Source organism: Vibrio sp. OPT41, from assembly GCF_015163595.1.
GTDB classification, from domain to species: domain Bacteria; phylum Pseudomonadota; class Gammaproteobacteria; order Enterobacterales; family Vibrionaceae; genus Vibrio; species Vibrio alginolyticus.
In genome coordinates this window covers 1-18966 of the sequence record NZ_JADDYH010000019.1, presented here as the reverse complement: position 1 = coordinate 18966, position 18966 = coordinate 1, and the positions used below count along the sequence as shown (strand labels likewise).

Genomic DNA, 18966 nt, shown 5'->3' with positions numbered 1-18966 from the left:
AGATAGTTTACTGTCATTAGTATTACTACTTAAATATGACCAAATATAAAAAAGGAGCCTTGCGGCTCCTTTTTTGCTTAAGCGAGTATATTATTCGCCTTTAGCAGCTTTGAAAGCGTCAGCCATTGCGTTACCGAATGCATTGTCATCTTGCTTGTTGATAGATGCCATTGCTTCTTGCTCGTCAGCTTCGTCTTTAGCTTTGATAGATAGGTTGATTACGCGGTTCTTACGGTCTACACCTGTGAACTTCGCTTCAACAACATCACCAGCGCTTAGGATTAGAGAAGCATCTTCTACGCGATCGCGTGATACTTCAGAAGCACGGATGTAACCTTCAACGCCTTCTGCGATTTCAACAGTAGCGCCTTTAGCGTCAACAGCAGTTACAGTAGCGTTAACTAGAACACCTTTCTTGTTGTCAGCAACGTAAGCATTGAATGGGTCATTTTCCATTTGCTTGATGCCTAGAGAGATGCGCTCACGCTCAGCGTCTACTGCTAGAACAACTGCAGAGATCTCGTCGCCTTTCTTGTACTCACGTACAGCTTCTTCGCCAGCAACATTCCAAGAAATGTCAGATAGGTGAACTAGACCATCGATGCCGCCTTCTAGACCGATGAAGATACCGAAGTCAGTGATAGACTTGATCTTACCAGTAACTTTGTCGCCTTTAGCTTGTGCTTCAGCGAATGACTGCCATGGGTTAGCTTTACACTGTTTCAGACCTAGAGAGATACGACGACGTTCTTCGTCGATTTCAAGAACCATAACCTCAACTTCGTCGCCAACATTAACAACTTTAGAAGGGTGGATGTTCTTGTTAGTCCAATCCATTTCTGAAACGTGAACTAGACCTTCAACGCCTTCTTCGATTTCAACGAAGCAGCCGTAGTCAGTTAGGTTAGTTACGCGACCAGTTAGTTTGTGACCTTCTGGGTAACGCTTAGCGATTGCTACCCATGGATCTTCGCCTAGTTGCTTAAGACCTAGTGATACGCGAGTACGCTCACGGTCGAACTTAAGAACTTTAACTTGGATCTCGTCACCAACGTTAACGATTTCAGATGGGTGCTTAACGCGCTTCCAAGCCATATCAGTGATATGTAGAAGACCGTCAACGCCACCTAGGTCAACGAACGCACCGTAGTCAGTAAGGTTCTTAACGATACCTTTAACTTCAGAACCTTCTTGTAGAGTTTCTAGAAGCTCGTCACGCTCAACGCTGTTCTCTGATTCGATAACTGCACGACGTGAAACAACTACGTTGTTACGTTTTTGGTCAAGTTTGATAACTTTGAACTCTAGCTCTTTGTTTTCTAGGTGAGCAGTGTCGCGGATTGGACGTACGTCTACTAGAGAGCCAGGAAGGAAAGCACGGATACCGTTTAGTTCAACAGTGAAACCGCCTTTAACTTTACCGTTGATGATACCAACAACAGTTTCAGCTTCTTCGTAAGCTTTCTCAAGTACGATCCAAGCTTCGTGACGCTTAGCTTTCTCACGAGAAAGTTGAGTTTCACCGAAACCATCTTCAACAGCGTCTAGAGCTACGTCTACTTCAGCGCCAACTTCAACTTCAAGTTCGCCAGCAGCGTTCTTGAACTGTTCAGCAGGGATAGCAGATTCAGACTTAAGACCAGCGTCAACAAGAACGAAACCGTTCTCGATAGCTACTACAGTACCTTTAACGATGCTGCCTTGTTGGAATTCTGTTTCGTTTAGAAACTCTTCAAAGAGTTGAGCAAAAGATTCAGTCATTTAATTAATCTTCAATAAATTAAACTTCCACGGGTATCCTACCGCATGGGGTTATTAAATTCGCCAGTCATCATCCTTGCGACCAACGCTCTTAGCCTAGTCGAGTATTATTACTCAGCTAGCTTCGATTCGATATATTGTAGTGCCTTTTCTACTACTTCGTCGATAGTCATCGACGTAGAATCTAGCACAAGCGCATCCTCAGCAGGGCGTAATGGCGCCACTGGGCGGTTACGATCTCGGTCGTCACGCTCTTGGATCTCGCTTAAAAGGTCAGCAAATCTAACATCTAACCCTTTCTCTTGCAACTGTTTAAGGCGTCGATTTGCACGCTCTTCAGCACTCGCATCAAGGAAGATTTTTGCTTGCGCACTCGGGAATACAATTGTGCCCATATCACGACCATCAGCAACCAGACCCGGAGCGGTCTCAAATGCACGCTGACGACGTAGTAATGCTTCACGAACACGTGGCAAAGCCGCAACTTTAGATGCTGCCATACCCGTTTCTTCTTTACGAAGCTCCCCTGACACATCTTCGCCTTCTAGAATGACCTTAACTAAGTCACCTTCCGCGATAAATTGAACGTCTAGGTGTGTTGCTAGTGGGACAAGAGCATCTTCTGACTCGGTGTCGACACCGTGGTGAATCGCAGCGAGTGCAAGTACACGATAAATTGCGCCAGAATCTAAGAGTTGGAAACCCAACTTTTTCGCCAGCAACATACATAAAGTGCCTTTACCTGCACCACTAGGTCCATCTACGGTTACAACCGGAGTTTGAGAGGACATGTTCTTCTCCACCAATAGTTTCTTTTCAGCAATTTGCTCGGTTTTCGAGGCGCACATTATACGGGTAATCAGTCTTTGGAGCGAGGAAAAATGTCGTGTAAAGCATTACACCTAATGCGTAATTGGATTCATCAATAAACATAAAGTTCAACAAAAACGGCGAGAGCTTCCGCCCTCGCCGTTTTAAATGTCATGAACTTAAGCTCGATTAAACAATCGGCTTTTGACCACGCTCAGCTAACTTTAAAATCACACTATCAGCGACTTTACCCGCCACACCTGCTAGCTTGTCGGCCAGTTTTTTCTTTTGTACATAATGCACAGAAAGTACAGTTTTATCTTTGCATGCCGCAACAACGATATCATCAGATGTACTAATGTCATCCACCAAACCAAGCTCTTTCGCTTGTGTGCCGAACCAGTGCTCACCAGTGGCTACTTTGTCTAGGTCCAAACTAGGACGACGCTCACAGATGAAGTCTTTAAACAAGACATGTGTTTCTTCAAGTTCTTGCTTAAACTTATCGCGCGCTTTATCGGTATTCTCACCGAACATCGTTAGCGTGCGTTTATATTCACCCGCTGTTAGTTGTTCGTACTCAATGTCATGTTTCTTCAACAGTTTGTTGAAGTTAGGAATCTGTGCGATAACGCCAATAGAACCCACAATTGCAAATGGTGCAGAAACAATTTTATCTGCTACACATGCCATCATGTAACCGCCACTTGCCGCAACTTTGTCAACAGAGATGGTCAGAGGAAGACCCGCAGCTTTGATTCGGTCCAGTTGAGAAGAGGCAAGGCCGTAACCATGAACCATACCACCGCCAGACTCTAAGCGAAGTAACACTTCATCACCTTCACGTGCGACAGCCAAAATAGCGGTGATTTCTTCACGTAGAGACGCGACTTCTTTTGCGTCTATGCTACCGTTGAAATCAAGAACAAATAGGTGTGGTTCACGCTTGCTATCTAATGAACCGTCTTTGCTCGCTTGTTTGATTTCTTTCTCGCGAGATTTGTTCTTCTCTTTTTCTTCTTTCTTGACGGCTTTATCTCGAGCCTTGATGAAAGCATCGTCATGCAAATGATGCTCTAACTGCTCAACAGATTGTTTGTGTTGCTCTGAAAGGTTGGTAATCTCTAACTCCCCTTTCGCCGCACCCGATTTGCCACCAGCCGATTTTGCAATAATGAGCAGAACAATTATCGCAGCAACCACCGTGATAATTTTGGCCAGAAACAGACCATAATCTAATAAAAATTCCAACGAGAGCTCCTTTATCTCATTTCAGATGACGTTAGTATGTTACGCAGAAACATCAGCGAGAAGGCAGCGCGGTTTGTAACCACTTGTTCTGATTGATAGCATACCTAACGAAAGTTCTGGAATTGGTATAACACATGAATTGGTGTATTGTAACCATCTTGTCACGATTACCAAGATTTTCCATTGAGAAACAGGCGTTTTTTAGCGTCAATTAACTATCATGGGCCCTCTTACAATAATAAGGATTTATCGCCGTGAACTACTCCGTTTCAGCTGATGCTCTAAAAGGTAAAGTCATTCTTGTTACTGGCGCTGGTAATGGCATCGGCCGTCAAGCCGCGCTTTCTTATGCCGAGCACGGTGCAACTGTTATTCTCTTGGGTAGAAATGTGCAAAACCTTGAATCTATCTATGATGAGATTGAAGCTGCTGGCTATCCACAAGCTGCTATCATTCCATTGGATCTCAAGGGTGCAACTCAGCAGAATTACATTGATATGGCAGAGACAATCGAAGGACAGTTTGGTCGCTTGGATGGTCTATTACACAACGCAGGTGTCTTGAGTTCGCTGTGTCCATTTGATCAAATCAAAGAGGAAGACTTCGACGATATCATGCAGATCAACGTGAAAGCCGAAGTGCTAATGACTCAAGCATTACTGCCTGTGATGCGTAAATCAGAAGCTGGGCGTATTATCTTTACCTCTTCAACCGTCGGCCACTCTGGCCGCGCATTCTGGGGGCCATACGCTATCTCTAAATTTGCCGTAGAAGGCATGATGCAAGTTTTAGCTGACGAGCTGAGTGATACACCGATCCGCGTTAACGCAATTAACCCTGGTGCCACTCGTACTCGCATGCGTGAAAAAGCATATCCGGGTGAAGATGCGAATACTCTCAAAACGCCACTGGATATCATGCCGCTATATTTGCACTTAATGGATCCTGCGGTTACCGATGTGAACGGTCAGTGCATCGACGCTCAACCGAAGCGTAAATAACTCATTCAGGTTACCTCACATAATCGATTGAAAAGGCAGCAAACGCTGCCTTTTTTCATTTCTCTCTTCATAAAAATCTTGCGACTTTCTCCCACAGAAATATACTGTATGTATATACAGGTATTTATTATGCAAGATATTATTCAGAACTTAAAAAGCCAACACCTTGTTTGGCAAGCAAATTTAACGAAAGCAGATCCTCAGCAGTTGCAGACTAGTTCCGGTTTTTCTGAATTAGATGATTTGCTCGGCGGAGGCTTTCCACCTCATGGCGTAGTGGAGATGGAATCTATTGGTAGTATTGGTGAATTGCGTTTGCTCGCTCCTTATTTAAAAGCCACCCAGACCAATGGTGTGACCGCATTTATTCAACCTCCCGCGTTAGTGAATTCTCTGTTCTTACACTACATCGGTTTGGATATAAACCAAGTGTGGGTCGTTAATCCAGCTCATCCCAAAGATGCTCTTTGGGCTGCAGAGCAATGTCTGAAAAGTGGGGTATGCAGTAATGTTTTGTTATGGCAAGAAGAGCTTGAAATACATCAAGTGAAACGCTTACAGGTAGCGAGTGAACAAGGTACTTGCCCTCTCTTTATGCTTAAAACAGATACTATCAACCGCTTGTCTTTGCCTGTGTCACTCAGTTTAAAACTGAAAGGCGACGAGCAAGGGATTCATGTTGAAGTGCTGAAAAGGAAAGGAGGCTGGAATAGAGGTAGCGTTAGTATCGGATTCCAACACCATTACCCGCAACTGGTGAAACCATCATCTGAAACTGTGCACTCGACTGTGGTCAATTTCCCACTGGCGAACCAAGGTTAGTGATATGGCTCTGTGGATTTACTTGCACTTCCCTCGCCTGCAGCTAGACGCACTCTTTGGTGATAACCAAAAACAACCCGTGGTGATTGTCGAAAGCCAACGTTGCCAGATTATTCAATACAACGAGATTGCCGAACAACAAGGCATTAAGCCAGGTATGGGCCTAGGCAGTGCTGCGTCCTTGTGTCGAGATTTACAAGTGCATCCTTATCATCCGCACACCGAATGGAGCAAGTTACAAGAAATTGCTCAATGGCTGTATTTGATCACATCTGACGTTGTGTTGATGCCAAACCAAGGTATTTTGCTGCGTGCTACTCCAATGCTCGCTCTGTATGAAGGGTTTGAAAACTATTGGAACAAAGTCAGAGCTCACTTATCGGAGCTGAAACTGAGTTTTCAATTCGGATGTGGTTTTTCGCCTTTTGCTGCCAAATTGATGGCATTATCAGGAGCGAACGTCATCAGCGAAGACAAATCTGCCATACAAAAAGCCTTATCACCAATACCGTTAACACTGACAGATTTATCAAACGCTACCGTAGAGAAGTTACAACGTGTAGGTGTCACCACATTGCAAAACCTGCTTGAACTGCCATTGCAAGACATCGCACGACGCTTTGATATCGATTTGGTGAACTACGTTGGTCGACTGACTGGGCAGTTTAAACACCCTGTCGACTTTTATCACCCTACCGAATCCTTCCAAGTTTATTTAGAGCTGTTGTTTGAGATCGAAAACGTTCAGTGGATTGAAAAGCCGTTGGCCAAATTGCTTCGTCAACTCGAAATCTTTCTTAAATTAAGAGATAAGGTCGCTTTTGAACTGTGTTTAACACTCCACCAGCGTGAGAAACAAGAGCAACACCTTCAACTCACTTCTGCGCAAGGTGATTACCTATGTCAGCGTTGGCAACAGTTAGCGAGTTTGAGCTTAGAGTCACTCTCGCTTAATGGCCCAGTCACAGGGCTAACGTTAAAAGTCATCCGTCAAGGTGAGCCTCTTAGTGCATCACGCGATCTCTTTGCTGGGCAGAAAGGAAACATGAATGCTTTAGAGTTGCTTTCTTTACTGCAAGCTAAATTGGGAAAAAGTGCCGTTTTAAAACCCAATATTGCTTGCGATCCTAGACCAGAAAAGGCCAGTCAGTATCGCCCTGCTGATGCTACGGATGAAAAGGGGCACGCCATACCATCCATACTACGCCCAGCAATGCAATTACCGACTCCCATTGTATTGCAAGAGCAAGTTTCTTTGGTCCACGGACCTGAGCGAATAGTTTCTGGGTGGTGGGATGGTGATGAGATCATGCGTGATTACTACATTGCACACACCAAGCAAGGCCGCTGGTTATGGATATTTCGTGATCAGCACAAGCACTGGTTTCTTCATGGCTATTTTTGTTAAATCGACAGTTATTTTTGTTGGGTCATTATGAGTTACGCGGAACTATTTTGTCAGTCTAACTTCTCTTTTTTGACTGGAGCTTCTCATGCAGAAGAGCTGGTACTCCAAGCTGCTTTCTATCGCTATCAAGCTCTAGCTATAACGGATGAATGTTCAGTCGCGGGCGTTGTCAAAGCCCATGCGACCATCGAACAACATAAACTCGATATCAAACAAATCGTTGGAAGTATGTTTTGGTTAAATGATGAATGCCAAATCGTACTGCTTTGCCCTTGTCGCAAGGCTTATGCCGAGTTGTGTCGTATCATCACAAACGCAAGAAGACGCAGTGAAAAAGGCAACTATCAACTGTTCGAATGGGATTTGATGTCGGTTCGACATTGTTTGGTATTGTGGCTGCCCACACATCAAGAGAGTGATCACTATTGGGGGCGCTGGCTCAATCAACACCACGCTAATCGTTTGTGGGTAGCGATTCAGCGCCATTTGAGTAACAACGATACTGAGTACATTGCGCACTGCGAGCAGTTAGCACATGAATTTCAATTACCTATAACTGCCTGCGGAGGCGTTCTCATGCATGACGTTGAACGCTTGCCATTACAACATGTACTTACTGCTATAAAACATGGGTGTAGCGTCGATAAACTCGGTTTTGACCGTATTTCGAATACTGAGCGAGCGCTTCGTCCTTTTAAAAAGTTGATTCGGATTTACAAACCAGAATGGCTGGAAGAAAGTACTTACATCGCCGATTTATGCGAGTTTAAGCTCTCCGATTTAAAATACGAATATCCTACCGAGCTGATCCCAGATGGTTATACACCCGACTCTTACTTACGTATGTTGGTCGAACGTGGTAAAAAGCTGCGTTTTCCTGAAGGCGTGCCAGCAGAAGTCAATCAAACCATCGAGAATGAACTGGCGCTTATTCAAGAGCTTAAATACCACTACTACTTCCTTACTATTCACGACATCGTAATGTTCGCGAAACAGCAAGGCATTCTTTACCAAGGGCGAGGTTCCGCTGCAAACTCTGTGGTGTGTTATTGCCTGGAAATTACCGCCGTCGATCCTCGACAAATCGCTGTCTTATTCGAACGATTTATCAGTAAAGAACGTAAGGAACCGCCGGATATTGATGTGGACTTTGAACACGAGCGCCGTGAAGAAGTTATCCAGTATATTTACAAAAAATATGGCCGTGAGCGTGCAGCACTTGCTGCAACAGTGATCAGCTATCGCTTTAAAAGTGCCGTGCGTGAAGTCGGTAAAGCACTAGGGATTGAAGAGACCCAATTAGATTTTTTCATTAAGAACGTTAATCGCCGAGATCGCAGCCAAGGCTGGCAAGCTCAAATTATTGAACTTGGCTTACAACCAGAATCTCTCAAAGGGCAGCAGTTCATCCAATTGGTCAACGAGATCATTGGCTTCCCACGCCATTTATCTCAGCACGTAGGTGGCTTTGTAATTTCATCTGGCCCTTTATATGAGTTGGTACCTGTTGAAAATGCCTCGATGGAAGAGCGCACTATCATTCAATGGGATAAAGACGATTTAGAAAGCTTGAAGCTACTAAAAGTCGATGTACTCGCACTCGGCATGTTAAACGCCATCAAAAAGTGCTTTCAACTGGTCGAGAAACATCACCAGCGATCCCTCTCGATTTCCGAGATCACTCGCCGACAAGATGATCCACTCGTGTACCGCATGATCCAAAAAGCTGACACGATAGGCGTATTCCAAATTGAATCTCGTGCACAAATGAGCATGCTTCCTCGCCTAAAGCCTGCTTGTTATTACGACTTAGTGATTCAAATTGCAATTGTTCGTCCAGGCCCTATTCAGGGTGATATGGTGCATCCTTTTCTAAAACGACGAGATCACAAAGAGCCTGTCAGTTATCCATCGGAAGAAGTAAAAAGCGTTCTGGAGCGGACTATGGGCGTCCCTATTTTCCAAGAGCAAGTCATCAAGCTAGCCATGGTAGCCGCAGGGTTTAGCGGCGGCGAGGCCGATCAACTCCGTCGAGCGATGGCATCATGGAAAAAGAATGGCGATCTCGCTAAATTCAGACCAAAACTGATCAATGGTATGCAAGAGAGAGGCTATGACTTAGCGTTTGCTGAGCGCATTTTCGATCAGATTTGCGGCTTTGGTGAGTACGGCTTCCCTGAAAGTCATTCAGCGTCTTTCGCAGTGCTGGCATATTGTTCTGCATGGTTAAAATATTATTACCCAGCCGAATTTTACACTGCATTGTTGAACAGCCAACCAATGGGATTTTATAGCCCATCGCAATTAGTACAAGATGCTCGCCGACATGGCATCGAAGTATTGCCGGTGTGCGTCAATCATTCAAAATATCAGCATCATCTCGTCTCACGTCCGAATGGCAGGCTCGGCGTGCAACTTGGTTTTCGCTTGGTGAAAGGCTTTAACGCAGAAAGCGCACAAAGGCTTATTGAGCGCAAACCACTTAATGGTTACCGAACGATTCAAGAAGTAAAGCAGATATTAAGAAGCCGAAGTGACATTGAATTATTGGCTTCAGCCAATGCATTTCAGGCCTTATCGGGGAATCGTTATAACGCTCGCTGGGCAGCAATGGATTCCTTATCTGACCTACCATTGTTTCACAAGGTCGAAGAACCCAATGTTAGCTACCAGACTCAACCCTCTGAATATGAAAATTTAATTGAGGATTACGCAAGCACGGGACTATCTCTTAGCCGCCATCCAATTAAATTATTAGAAGAAACGGGCAAACTCCCTCACTTTACTCGCATGATGCAACTGGCAGAGAAGCCGCATAAGTCACTGGTCACAGTGGTAGGCGTGGTAACAGGAAGACAATCTCCAGGCACCGCCGCTGGCGTGACATTTTTTACGCTAGAAGATGACACGGGCAACATTAATGTGGTCGTTTGGCAAGCGACAGCACGAGCCCAAAAGCAAGCGTATTTAGGCGCTAAAGTATTAATGGTGAAAGGCATTCTTGAAAGAGAGGGAGAAGTCACGCACGTTATTGCTGGCAAGTTGATTGATTGCACGCACTACTTGAACAATCTACAAAGTAAATCTCGGGATTTCCATTAGTACAGAGGAATTAAGGAGAGAGATGTTAAAAATCAGAGAGAGGTGCGCTCCCTCTGATTTCACTAGATCTAATCATGCACTTTTAGAAAGCATCTGGCGTAATCGGTCTTGAGCAACTTCAACCAGCAGATCCGGTTGGAATTTAGATATAAAGCGATCACAGCCTACTTTTTGTACCATGGCTTCATTAAAACTACCGCTCAGAGAAGTGTTCAATGTGATAAACAACTTAGACATACGTGGATCTTGGCGCACTTCATGGGTCAGTTTATAACCGTCCATTTCAGGCATTTCAGCATCCGTAATCATCATCAACAGCTCTTTTTCTACATCTTTACCTTCATCACACCAACGTTTTAAAACCGTTAACGCTTCTAGCCCGTCACGACACTCGATGATATTCATACCCAATTGAGAAAGCGTATCGCGAACTTGATTACGAGCTGTAGAGGAATCATCTACAATCAGAACATTACGCCCGACCATTGCTTGGGCCAATTCTTGATCGAGAATGTCCTCCGAGATAGTCACGTCGTAATGTACAATCTCTGCTAAAACTTTTTCAACGTCAATAATTTCGACAATTTGAGAGGCATCCCCCTCTTTGATTTGCGTGATAGCCGTGAGGTAATTCGAGCGACCAGACGTGGAAGGAGGCGGCTGAATTTCAGTCCATGCCGTATTAATAATGTTTTTAACCGGACCGACTAAGAAGCCCTGCACCGTGCGGTTGTACTCTGTCACGATCAAATTTTCTTCTTCCGCTTCGCCACGCAAAGCAGGAAAACCAATTGCGCCTCGTAAATCAATCACTGGTACCGCTTCACCTCGTAGAGAAGCAACCCCACGAATATTGTAGTGCGATCCAGGGAGCTTGGTTAACGGTGGAAGCTTGATGACTTCTTTCACTTTGAACACATTAATCGCAAATAATTGGCGACTATTTAAAGTGAACAGCAGAAGCTCTAGTCGATTTTCACCAACCAAGTTTGTACGCTGGTCAACCGTATTTAACACTCCGGACATACTACTACCTAAATTATGGATAATTCTTATTTTACTCGAAATCAGTACAGACACAGCAAGGTTATATAACCAAATAACCTTAAAATATTTGGCTTTTCGAGCACAGCTTTAAAGTACAACAGTTTTAGCGTATTACTTCTCTTTGCATCAGACGCAAAGTCACGCAGCACATTGAAAGCCATTTTGTTTATTTACTTGAGCTTTTTAGGAAATTACATGAATGGCGCAGATATAGCAATGCAACATAACTCAAATTCCCTTTCTAGTAATAGGCGATCAAAAAGGGTGAGCCGTTAAGTCTCACCCTAAATCACCTACAAATGCAGTCTCAACAGCCAGGCACATCATCATGTTAAAAAGTACTTAACCTTCCACAACCTTCATCAATAGTTGACCATCGTACAACGCTTGCTTAATCAACGCGGCACCAGGCATTGTGGCTTGCTTATAGAAACGAGACTCCACCAGCTCAAGATCTTGGTGATAAACAGGTAAACTCTGCTCTTCGATACAGCGACGAACCGCAGGATAAAGCACATCTTTTGCTTGGTTAATCACACCACCGATCAAGATTTTCTCAGGGTTAAATAAGTTGATCACAATAGCAATTGCAGAGCCTAAGTAGCGTCCAAGTTTTTCAATCACATCGACGGCCAAAGGATCACCGTTTGCAGCGGCTTCACAAATGCTCTCAATACTCATTTCTTCTTGTTTAGCAAGAATAGAGTCTTCGCCATCAGCGATTCGTCTTACGACTTCTTCACGAATTGCTTGAGAACTGGCAACGGTTTCCAAACAGCCAATATTGCCGCAATGACAACGTTTTCCATTTGGGTCAATTTGAATATGCCCGAGTTCACCAATGTTACCGTGACGGCCTTGCAAAACGCGCCCATCCAGAATGATGCCCGCACCTAAACCGTGGTGGATAGAGATAAGAACGGAGTTGTCATTATCTTGAGAATGACCAAAAAGCTTTTCTGCTAATGCCCAAGCTCGCGTGTCATTGGCAATGAAAACTGGCAAGCCTGTTGCTTTGTATATCTCTGGTCCAAGAGCAAGATTTTCGACATTGTAATGAGGCATCTGCAAAACGACACCTTGCTCTGAGTTCACGAGACCAGGCAGCGTAAGGGCAATACTGGTAACCCGATCAAGTTGATCCGCGTAAGTCTGAAAGAATTCATCAATTTCGTAAAGCAGGCGCTCAAGCACATCGTCTTGATCAAGCTCGTGTATCTCGATTTTAGTATCGATCAGTACATCACCGCCTAACTCATGCAAAGCAATGGTTAAATAACCTCGCCCCAAACGCATTGACAAAAATTGCCAGCCTTCATTATTGACCTGCAAACCGACAGCAGGTCGACCACGACTCGTCGCTTCTTGTACTGTCGTTTCATGAATCAAGTGCGCTTCAATTAATTCTCGAGTGATTTTGGTGATACTAGCAGGAGCAAGCTCACTCTGCTTGGACAAATCAATTCGAGAAATAGGACCTTTTAGGTCAATTAGTTTATATACACGACCAGCATTGACCTGTTTGATATGATCAATATGGCCCGGTTGAGCCATGTACATCTTGCACTCCGAAATTCTATAACGGGACAATTTTTTTACTTTGCGAACTAATTGTGAAGTGAATTAATAAATCCCCGTGACAAGCATCACGTATAAACCTGTTTGTTTGTGTATTCAATCAAATAACGAAGAATCTACTCCTGTTAAATTGTTTGAAAAATAACTTATTTTTATTCACTAAATTATGAAGTAGTGCCTTTAAAGCAGCGCATTTTTATCAATAAGGCCATTGCCTGTCGAATATCTGTCTGTTTTACCGGGGTTACTCTTAATGTAAACATTATGTGCATATACTTATATCCAAGTAGCTTTAAGGTGTGGGCTCAGCAACGAGGCTAACCTTGAGAGCGATTGCGTAAAGTAAGGATAGAGTTCAAGTTACCTTTACACACACATTCATCGGAGAATCTATGACTTCCAAATTAAGACGAACAAAAATTGTCACTACGCTGGGTCCTTCAACGGATAAGGACAATATACTTGAGGAGATCATCAAAGCCGGTGCAAACGTTGTCCGTATGAATTTTTCACATGGAACCAGTGAAGACCACATTCAACGTGCGAACAAAGTCCGTACCATTGCAGCAAGACTTGGGCGTCAGGTTGCAATTCTTGGTGACTTACAAGGCCCTAAAATCCGTGTATCAACGTTTAAAGACGGCCAAGTCATTTTGAATGTGGGCGATAAATTCACATTAGATAGTGATTTACCAAAAGGTGAAGGCAATCAAGAATCTGTAGGGTTAGATTATAAAGAACTACCGCAAGATGTTTCACCAAATGACATTTTATTACTCGATGATGGACGCGTTCAGCTGCAAGTTACTAAAGTAGAGGGTAATAAAGTTCATACCCGTGTGATTGTCGGTGGTCCATTGTCCAACAATAAAGGGATAAACAAAAAAGGCGGCGGATTGTCAGCAGATGCGCTCACAGAGAAAGATAAAGCTGATATTCTTACCGCCGCAGCAATTCAAGTGGACTACCTTGCTATTTCATTCCCGCGTAACGGCGAAGACATGCATTACGCTCGACGCTTAGCCAGAGATGCAGGCCTTGAAGCCATGTTAGTGGCTAAAGTCGAACGAGCAGAAACCGTCGCGACCAATGAGTCTATTGACGACATTATTCTCGCATCCGATGTAGTGATGGTTGCACGTGGTGACCTTGGTGTAGAAATCGGTGACCCTGAGCTCATAGGTGTCCAGAAAAAACTGATTCGCCGCGCACGCAGTTTAAACCGTATCGTGATTACTGCGACACAAATGATGGAGTCCATGATTACTAGCCCAATGCCAACGCGTGCTGAAGTGATGGATGTGGCCAATGCGGTTCTAGACGGCACTGACGCGGTGATGCTTTCTGGAGAGACCGCTGCAGGTAAATATCCTGTAGAAACGGTCAAATCCATGGCCGAAGTATGTGTGGGGGCTGAAAAAATGTCGGAGGCAAGTCTATCAACCTATCGCTTAGATAGAACCTTCGAAACCGCTGAAGAAACCATCGCAATGGCAACCATGTACTCTGCGAATCACATGGAAGGAATTAAAGCGATGATCTCGTTAACTGAGTCCGGCAGGACTGCGTTGATGATGTCTCGCTTAAGCTCTGGCTTGCCAATATTTGCCTTATCACGGAATGAATCGACACTAAATCGAGCAGCATTATACCGAGGCGTGACACCTGTATATTTCGAGTCAAAAAGTGATGCGGGTTTACCAACGGCTCAAGCAGCGATTACTAGCCTTAAAGAGCAAGGGTTCTTGCACAAAGGTGATTTAGTCATTATTACTCAAGGCGATGTAATGGATGTTGTTGGCTCAACCAACTGCATGCGCATTCTACAAGCGTAGTAGTTATACCTAACCGGAGTTAACCACAAGAACCCGCAAATAAGGCTCCGAAAATGGAGCCTTATTTATATGCTTTGTATATTGCGCACATCGTGAACGTAAGAAGGTTTATGCACTCTCTCTACCATCAATTTCAACATCCAGCTGGTCATAGAGTTGAACTAGGTTAAACCCAGCTTGAAGCCCAAGTTGATAGTCATGCTCTAGTGACTCTTGGTCACTTAACAAAGAAGAAGAACGAAGTCCCTCTTTAGGCGCAACTTGTAAAATAAAAGTGTCGTCAGGTGGAGCAGATATAAAGGCCTGAGTGAGCTCAAATGTTTGATAATGAATCATCAGCATGTCGGCTAAACCTGAATCAAAATTCTCACCAATCAGATGACTTAAACGATACAAGTTATCGGCACCGAACAACCAACGACCTCCATTTAACAGCATTTTCCCTGCAAGCTTCGATTGATGTGCTGCATTAATTTTTTGTTGGAAGAACGACGCCCAATCCAGCTTCCACTGATTCACTTTTTGCTGCCATGATTGCTGTACTGAGTTGATAGACTCCCGATACCATTCGACAGGCACATCCCCCACTTCACTTTGGGCTCTCGCTTCAATCTCTGAAAACGGCTCTGTGCGAATGACAATAATGTTGCGAGCATTCTGACGCCACGCTTCTTGTACAGGGATAGAGGCAGACACGCCGCCATCAACAAACTTATTGCCATTTACGTCGACAGGTCCGTGGTACAACTTGGGAATCGCACATGTCGCTAGCATAGTGTTAAACCACGAGTCATCCAAGATTGGTAGATATTGATCTGATAGCGTCTCTATATTCGTTACCGCAGCAAACGCTCCTCGTTTTCCCAATGCACTGCGACCTAAATCAAGGTCAAGCTTGTATGGGAAATCTTGAATCCGTTCTAATGCCCACTCTAAACCTAAGTACTGCTGCTTTCGGATATAGCGAAACAGATTAAAAAATTCAGGAGACGTTGTCAGCTCGGTAATAAAAGCTTTGCCCATGCCATGTTGACGACACAAGTAAGAACATAAGTTAAGTGCTCCGGCAGAGGTGCCATAGAATTCATCGAAAGGATCGAAGTTGGAAAGTAAAAAGGCGTCTAAAACGCCAGCGGTAAAAATCCCTCTCTGCCCTCCACCTTGCGTGACTAAAGCAGTTTTACCATGCCTAAAGTGCTCATAAACTTTTACATCAAGCTCTGCATGGCTTTCTGTGATTATACCGCTGTTACGTATCATAGGCTCACGCCATTTTGTTAAAACGTTTGGTAAAAGTGGTTATCTTAAGCTGTTGTAATAGCAATGATGCCAAATGACAAAAGCACTGCAAAAACAGTCACCACAATGATTAATGCGGATTTTAGATCGTGTTCCATAAACACCTCCTTAATATGTAACAAATTAATAACACCGGTGTGAAATATGTTCAAGATTTGCTTAATTTAGTCGCGCAATTTTGACTAACCCATCACAATTAGCTTAGTCATAATAAGGAGATAGGGCATGAACCAAAAACTCAGCTGGCTAGTAGGAATCATGATGATGAGTACTGCTATCAATGCACAAGCGAATATCATCGTTACACCATACATAGGCTATACAGGAGGCGGCCAAGTAGAGGATGAAAGTGGTAATACATACGATCTCGACCCCGCAGTGAATTACGCTCTTTCAGTCGAGACTCCCTTAGAAAAAGGAAGGATCGGATTGTTTTACTCCAATCAATCGACGGAACTTGAAAAGCTGTCCAACTCGGCAGATATCCATTATCTGCACTTCCAAAGCAGCATGTACTATCCTGTCGCAGAAAAATGGCAAACCTATATCGGTGTAGGTTTGGGCGCTTCTTACGCCGATGTGGATTGGGTAGACAAAAAATACGGATTTTCGGCTAGCGCTTTTGCAGGGCTGGAATATGAATTTTCAAAGAACTTTGCATTAACAGCCCAACTGAGATGGTTAGGAACGGTCGTTGATAACGATACATCTGGCGCCTGTACTCTACCTAATGACGGCTCAAACTGTATCATTAAGTTCGATACTGATTGGATGAACCAATTCCAATCAAATGTCGGTTTTAGTTTCCGCTTCTAATTTTTATGCATGTTCCTTTATAGGACTCGTCACAAAGAACGCTGAACGAGTCCTGCACAGAGCCGATAAAGGATATCGTCTAAACACCATTGTTTGGCAAAGTAACGAAGCATCATCTAGATAGGTGCACAAAAGATAGCCGTACGCCCTAATTAATCAAAATAGTCTTAAACACCAAAGCAATTATTAGATCCCAGTCATTTATTCCAGACAAACAACCACACACCCACATAAAACCACAATCAAACTCAAATTTAACAAGATTAAAACCAGACAACGCATCTGAATTAACATTTAGATTCTATTGCGCTAAGTATTATTAGAAGTTAGTCTGATCAGTGAAAACAGATAAATATTTCAGTTTTATCAAACACACATCAAAATTTTAAGATTAATAATCTACTTTCTCTTACAGTAGCCAGAATATAGCTCTATAAAATTATAAGAAGTTAGAATTAAGGATAGAAAAGCTGATGGATAACAGCGGTCCTTTCTTCCAACTATTTGCGCAATTATTACTGTGTTACGTAGAGAGCTTCATTCCTCAGGGAGTCTTATAGGAGTCAAATATGAAGCGAGAACAATGGGGATCCCGGGCGGGATTCATCTTAGCAGCAGTTGGGTCTGCTATCGGTTTGGGAAACATTTGGCGTTTCCCATACATGGCCTATGAAAACGGTGGCGGCGCGTTTTTTATTCCTTACATTTTTGCCATGATCACTGCCGGTATTCCATTTATGATCCTTGAGTTCAGTATGGGACAAAAATACCGAGGCTCGGCACCAAAAACACTTGCGAAAATTCATTCTAAATTTGAATGGCTTGGCTGGTTCCAAGTTGGTGTGGCTGCAGTTATTGCCGTTTACTATGTGGCTGTTATCGGTTGGTCGATTTCTTACTTTGGGTTGTCGTTCACTCAAGGTTGGGGAACCGATACCAACGCATTTTTCTTTAGTGAATACCTAAAGCTAGGTGACAACTCACCAACAGACTTAGGCAGTATTCAATGGAAGATTGCTTTATCCATGGTAATTGCTTGGGCAATTACTTACACCGCCATTGCCAAAGGCGTGAAATCAGGAATTGAACGAGCATCTAAAATTATGATGCCAATCCTATTCTTGATGGTGATTTTCTTAATCGGACGTATGATTTTCTTGCCAGGAGCTCTAGATGGCGTGAACTACATGTTCGAACCCGATTTCAGCAAAATTTGGGATGTGAAAGTATGGGCAGCGGCATATGGTCAGATCTTCTTTACGCTAAGTATCGGCTTCGCCATCATGCTAGCTTACTCTAGCTACCTACCAGAAAAGTCAGACATAACGAATAACGCGTTTATGACCGTGTTGATCAACTGTGGCTTCTCGATCCTAGCCGGCATCATGATCTTCTCAGTATTGGGTTACATGGCTCAAGAGCAAGGTAAGCCGTTAACAGAGGTGGTATCTGCAGGCGTTGGCTTGGCTTTTGTTACTTTACCTGCGGCAATTAACCTACTACCTGCCCCATATATTCTTGGTCCACTGTTCTTCTTTGCACTGGTGGTTGCTGGTCTAAGTTCGCATATTTCAATTATGGAAGCCGTAACTTCAGCCATTATCGACAAGCTGAAGTGGAGCCGTAAAAAAGCTGCAAATGTTGTGATTGGTATTGGCTTCGTTGTCTCTATGGCGTTTGCTACCAATGGCGGTCTGCTGCTACTCGACCTAGTAGACCACTTTGCAAACAACGTTGGCATCATGGTTGGTGGTCTGGTTGAGATTGTCTTGATGGCGTGGCTATTGAAGCGCGTGCCAGAAGTACGTAATTACGTTAACGAGCGCTCTGATTTCTCTGTTGGTCAATGGTTCGAGATCTGCTTACGCTTCGTTACACCAATCATGCTCGCCATTATCTTAGCGACCAAGCTATACGCCCTAATTACTGAAGGCTACGGTGGCTATGATCTAACTTTAGGCTGGGCACTTATCGCCGCACTCTTTATCTTTGGTCTAGTGATCAACGCAGTGAACCGCAAGGAGACAGCAAAATGACAATCAGCGCAATTATTATGATGGTTATTGGTTTAGGTATCACTTGGGGCGGCGCTGCCGTTTGCATTAAGCGAGCCATGAATAAACAATAGAACGTTAAGTTCTGACCCGTCCTGATATGGGTTGACACTTTTTAACTAAAACGCTCGATGTACTTCATCGGGCGTTTTGTATTTTAAAGCCGTATGAGGCCTCATTTG

General features: G+C 43.8%; 15 protein-coding genes. 8 read left to right on the top strand and 7 right to left on the bottom strand.

Going from position 1 to position 18966, the window contains the following annotated elements:
* Nucleotides 1-90 precede the first annotated feature (90 nt).
* The 3 genes from rpsA to sohB all read right to left on the bottom strand — a co-directional run bounded on the left by rpsA (nucleotide 91) and on the right by sohB (nucleotide 3822).
* The gene (gene rpsA / locus IQP38_RS10995) at nucleotides 91-1761 is read right to left on the bottom strand and encodes a 30S ribosomal protein S1 (protein WP_005385817.1); all 1671 of its coding nucleotides are present in this window, start codon (nucleotides 1759-1761) and stop codon (nucleotides 91-93) included.
* Between the two features lie 110 nt (nucleotides 1762-1871).
* Nucleotides 1872-2552 (bottom strand): (d)CMP kinase, encoded by a 681-nt coding sequence (gene cmk / locus IQP38_RS10990; protein ID WP_021033981.1) that lies wholly within the window; start codon nucleotides 2550-2552, stop codon nucleotides 1872-1874.
* A 208-nt stretch (nucleotides 2553-2760) separates the two neighbouring features.
* On the bottom strand, nucleotides 2761-3822 hold the full coding sequence (gene sohB / locus IQP38_RS10985) for a protease SohB (protein WP_193837570.1): 1062 nt from the start codon (nucleotides 3820-3822) through the stop codon (nucleotides 2761-2763).
* A 254-nt stretch (nucleotides 3823-4076) separates the two neighbouring features.
* Between sohB and IQP38_RS10980 the strand changes: the two genes are divergently transcribed.
* The 4 genes from IQP38_RS10980 to IQP38_RS10965 all read left to right on the top strand — a co-directional run bounded on the left by IQP38_RS10980 (nucleotide 4077) and on the right by IQP38_RS10965 (nucleotide 10155).
* Nucleotides 4077-4823 (top strand): YciK family oxidoreductase, encoded by a 747-nt coding sequence (locus IQP38_RS10980; protein ID WP_005372980.1) that lies wholly within the window; start codon nucleotides 4077-4079, stop codon nucleotides 4821-4823.
* 129 nt (nucleotides 4824-4952) lie between these two features.
* Nucleotides 4953-5645, top strand: coding sequence for a translesion DNA synthesis-associated protein ImuA (imuA, locus tag IQP38_RS10975; RefSeq protein WP_017633866.1), 693 nt, complete (start codon nucleotides 4953-4955; stop codon nucleotides 5643-5645).
* Nucleotides 5646-5649: 4 nt separating this feature from the next.
* Entirely contained in the window at nucleotides 5650-7053 is a 1404-nt protein-coding gene (locus tag IQP38_RS10970) for a Y-family DNA polymerase (protein ID WP_017633865.1), read from the top strand.
* Nucleotides 7054-7080: 27 nt separating this feature from the next.
* The gene (locus IQP38_RS10965) at nucleotides 7081-10155 is read left to right on the top strand and encodes an error-prone DNA polymerase (protein ID WP_171344329.1); all 3075 of its coding nucleotides are present in this window, start codon (nucleotides 7081-7083) and stop codon (nucleotides 10153-10155) included.
* Nucleotides 10156-10227: 72 nt separating this feature from the next.
* Here the strand turns inward: IQP38_RS10965 and IQP38_RS10960 are convergent, their stop codons facing one another.
* Together IQP38_RS10960 and IQP38_RS10955 are read right to left on the bottom strand one after the other, a co-directional pair.
* Entirely contained in the window at nucleotides 10228-11181 is a 954-nt protein-coding gene (locus IQP38_RS10960; RefSeq protein ID WP_005372976.1) for a chemotaxis protein CheV, read from the bottom strand.
* A 363-nt stretch (nucleotides 11182-11544) separates the two neighbouring features.
* The gene (locus IQP38_RS10955) at nucleotides 11545-12762 is read right to left on the bottom strand and encodes an ROK family protein (RefSeq protein WP_005385828.1); all 1218 of its coding nucleotides are present in this window, start codon (nucleotides 12760-12762) and stop codon (nucleotides 11545-11547) included.
* 410 nt (nucleotides 12763-13172) lie between these two features.
* On the opposite strand from IQP38_RS10955, the gene pyk reads away from it, so the two are divergent.
* Nucleotides 13173-14615, top strand: coding sequence for a pyruvate kinase (pyk, locus tag IQP38_RS10950; RefSeq protein ID WP_005372972.1), 1443 nt, complete (start codon nucleotides 13173-13175; stop codon nucleotides 14613-14615).
* 108 nt (nucleotides 14616-14723) lie between these two features.
* Here the strand turns inward: pyk and IQP38_RS10945 are convergent, their stop codons facing one another.
* Nucleotides 14724-15875: a patatin-like phospholipase family protein gene (locus IQP38_RS10945; protein WP_005372971.1), complete on the bottom strand. Its 1152-nt coding sequence runs from the start codon at nucleotides 15873-15875 to the stop codon at nucleotides 14724-14726.
* A 44-nt stretch (nucleotides 15876-15919) separates the two neighbouring features.
* On the bottom strand, nucleotides 15920-16012 hold the full coding sequence (locus IQP38_RS10940) for a YnhF family membrane protein (protein ID WP_005372970.1): 93 nt from the start codon (nucleotides 16010-16012) through the stop codon (nucleotides 15920-15922).
* Nucleotides 16013-16139: 127 nt separating this feature from the next.
* Here IQP38_RS10940 and IQP38_RS10935 point away from each other — a divergent pair, with 127 nt between their 5' ends.
* The 3 genes from IQP38_RS10935 (at nucleotide 16140) to IQP38_RS10925 (ending at nucleotide 18858) form a co-directional block, all read left to right on the top strand.
* Complete coding sequence (locus IQP38_RS10935) at nucleotides 16140-16730, top strand: outer membrane protein (protein WP_005372968.1); 591 nt, start codon at nucleotides 16140-16142, stop codon at nucleotides 16728-16730.
* 569 nt (nucleotides 16731-17299) lie between these two features.
* Nucleotides 17300-18766: a sodium-dependent transporter gene (locus tag IQP38_RS10930; protein ID WP_005372966.1), complete on the top strand. Its 1467-nt coding sequence runs from the start codon at nucleotides 17300-17302 to the stop codon at nucleotides 18764-18766.
* Nucleotides 18763-18858 (top strand): MetS family NSS transporter small subunit, encoded by a 96-nt coding sequence (locus IQP38_RS10925; protein ID WP_017633863.1) that lies wholly within the window; start codon nucleotides 18763-18765, stop codon nucleotides 18856-18858. The genes IQP38_RS10930 and IQP38_RS10925 overlap by 4 nt, the downstream gene beginning before the upstream one ends.
* Nucleotides 18859-18966: the final 108 nt, after the last annotated feature.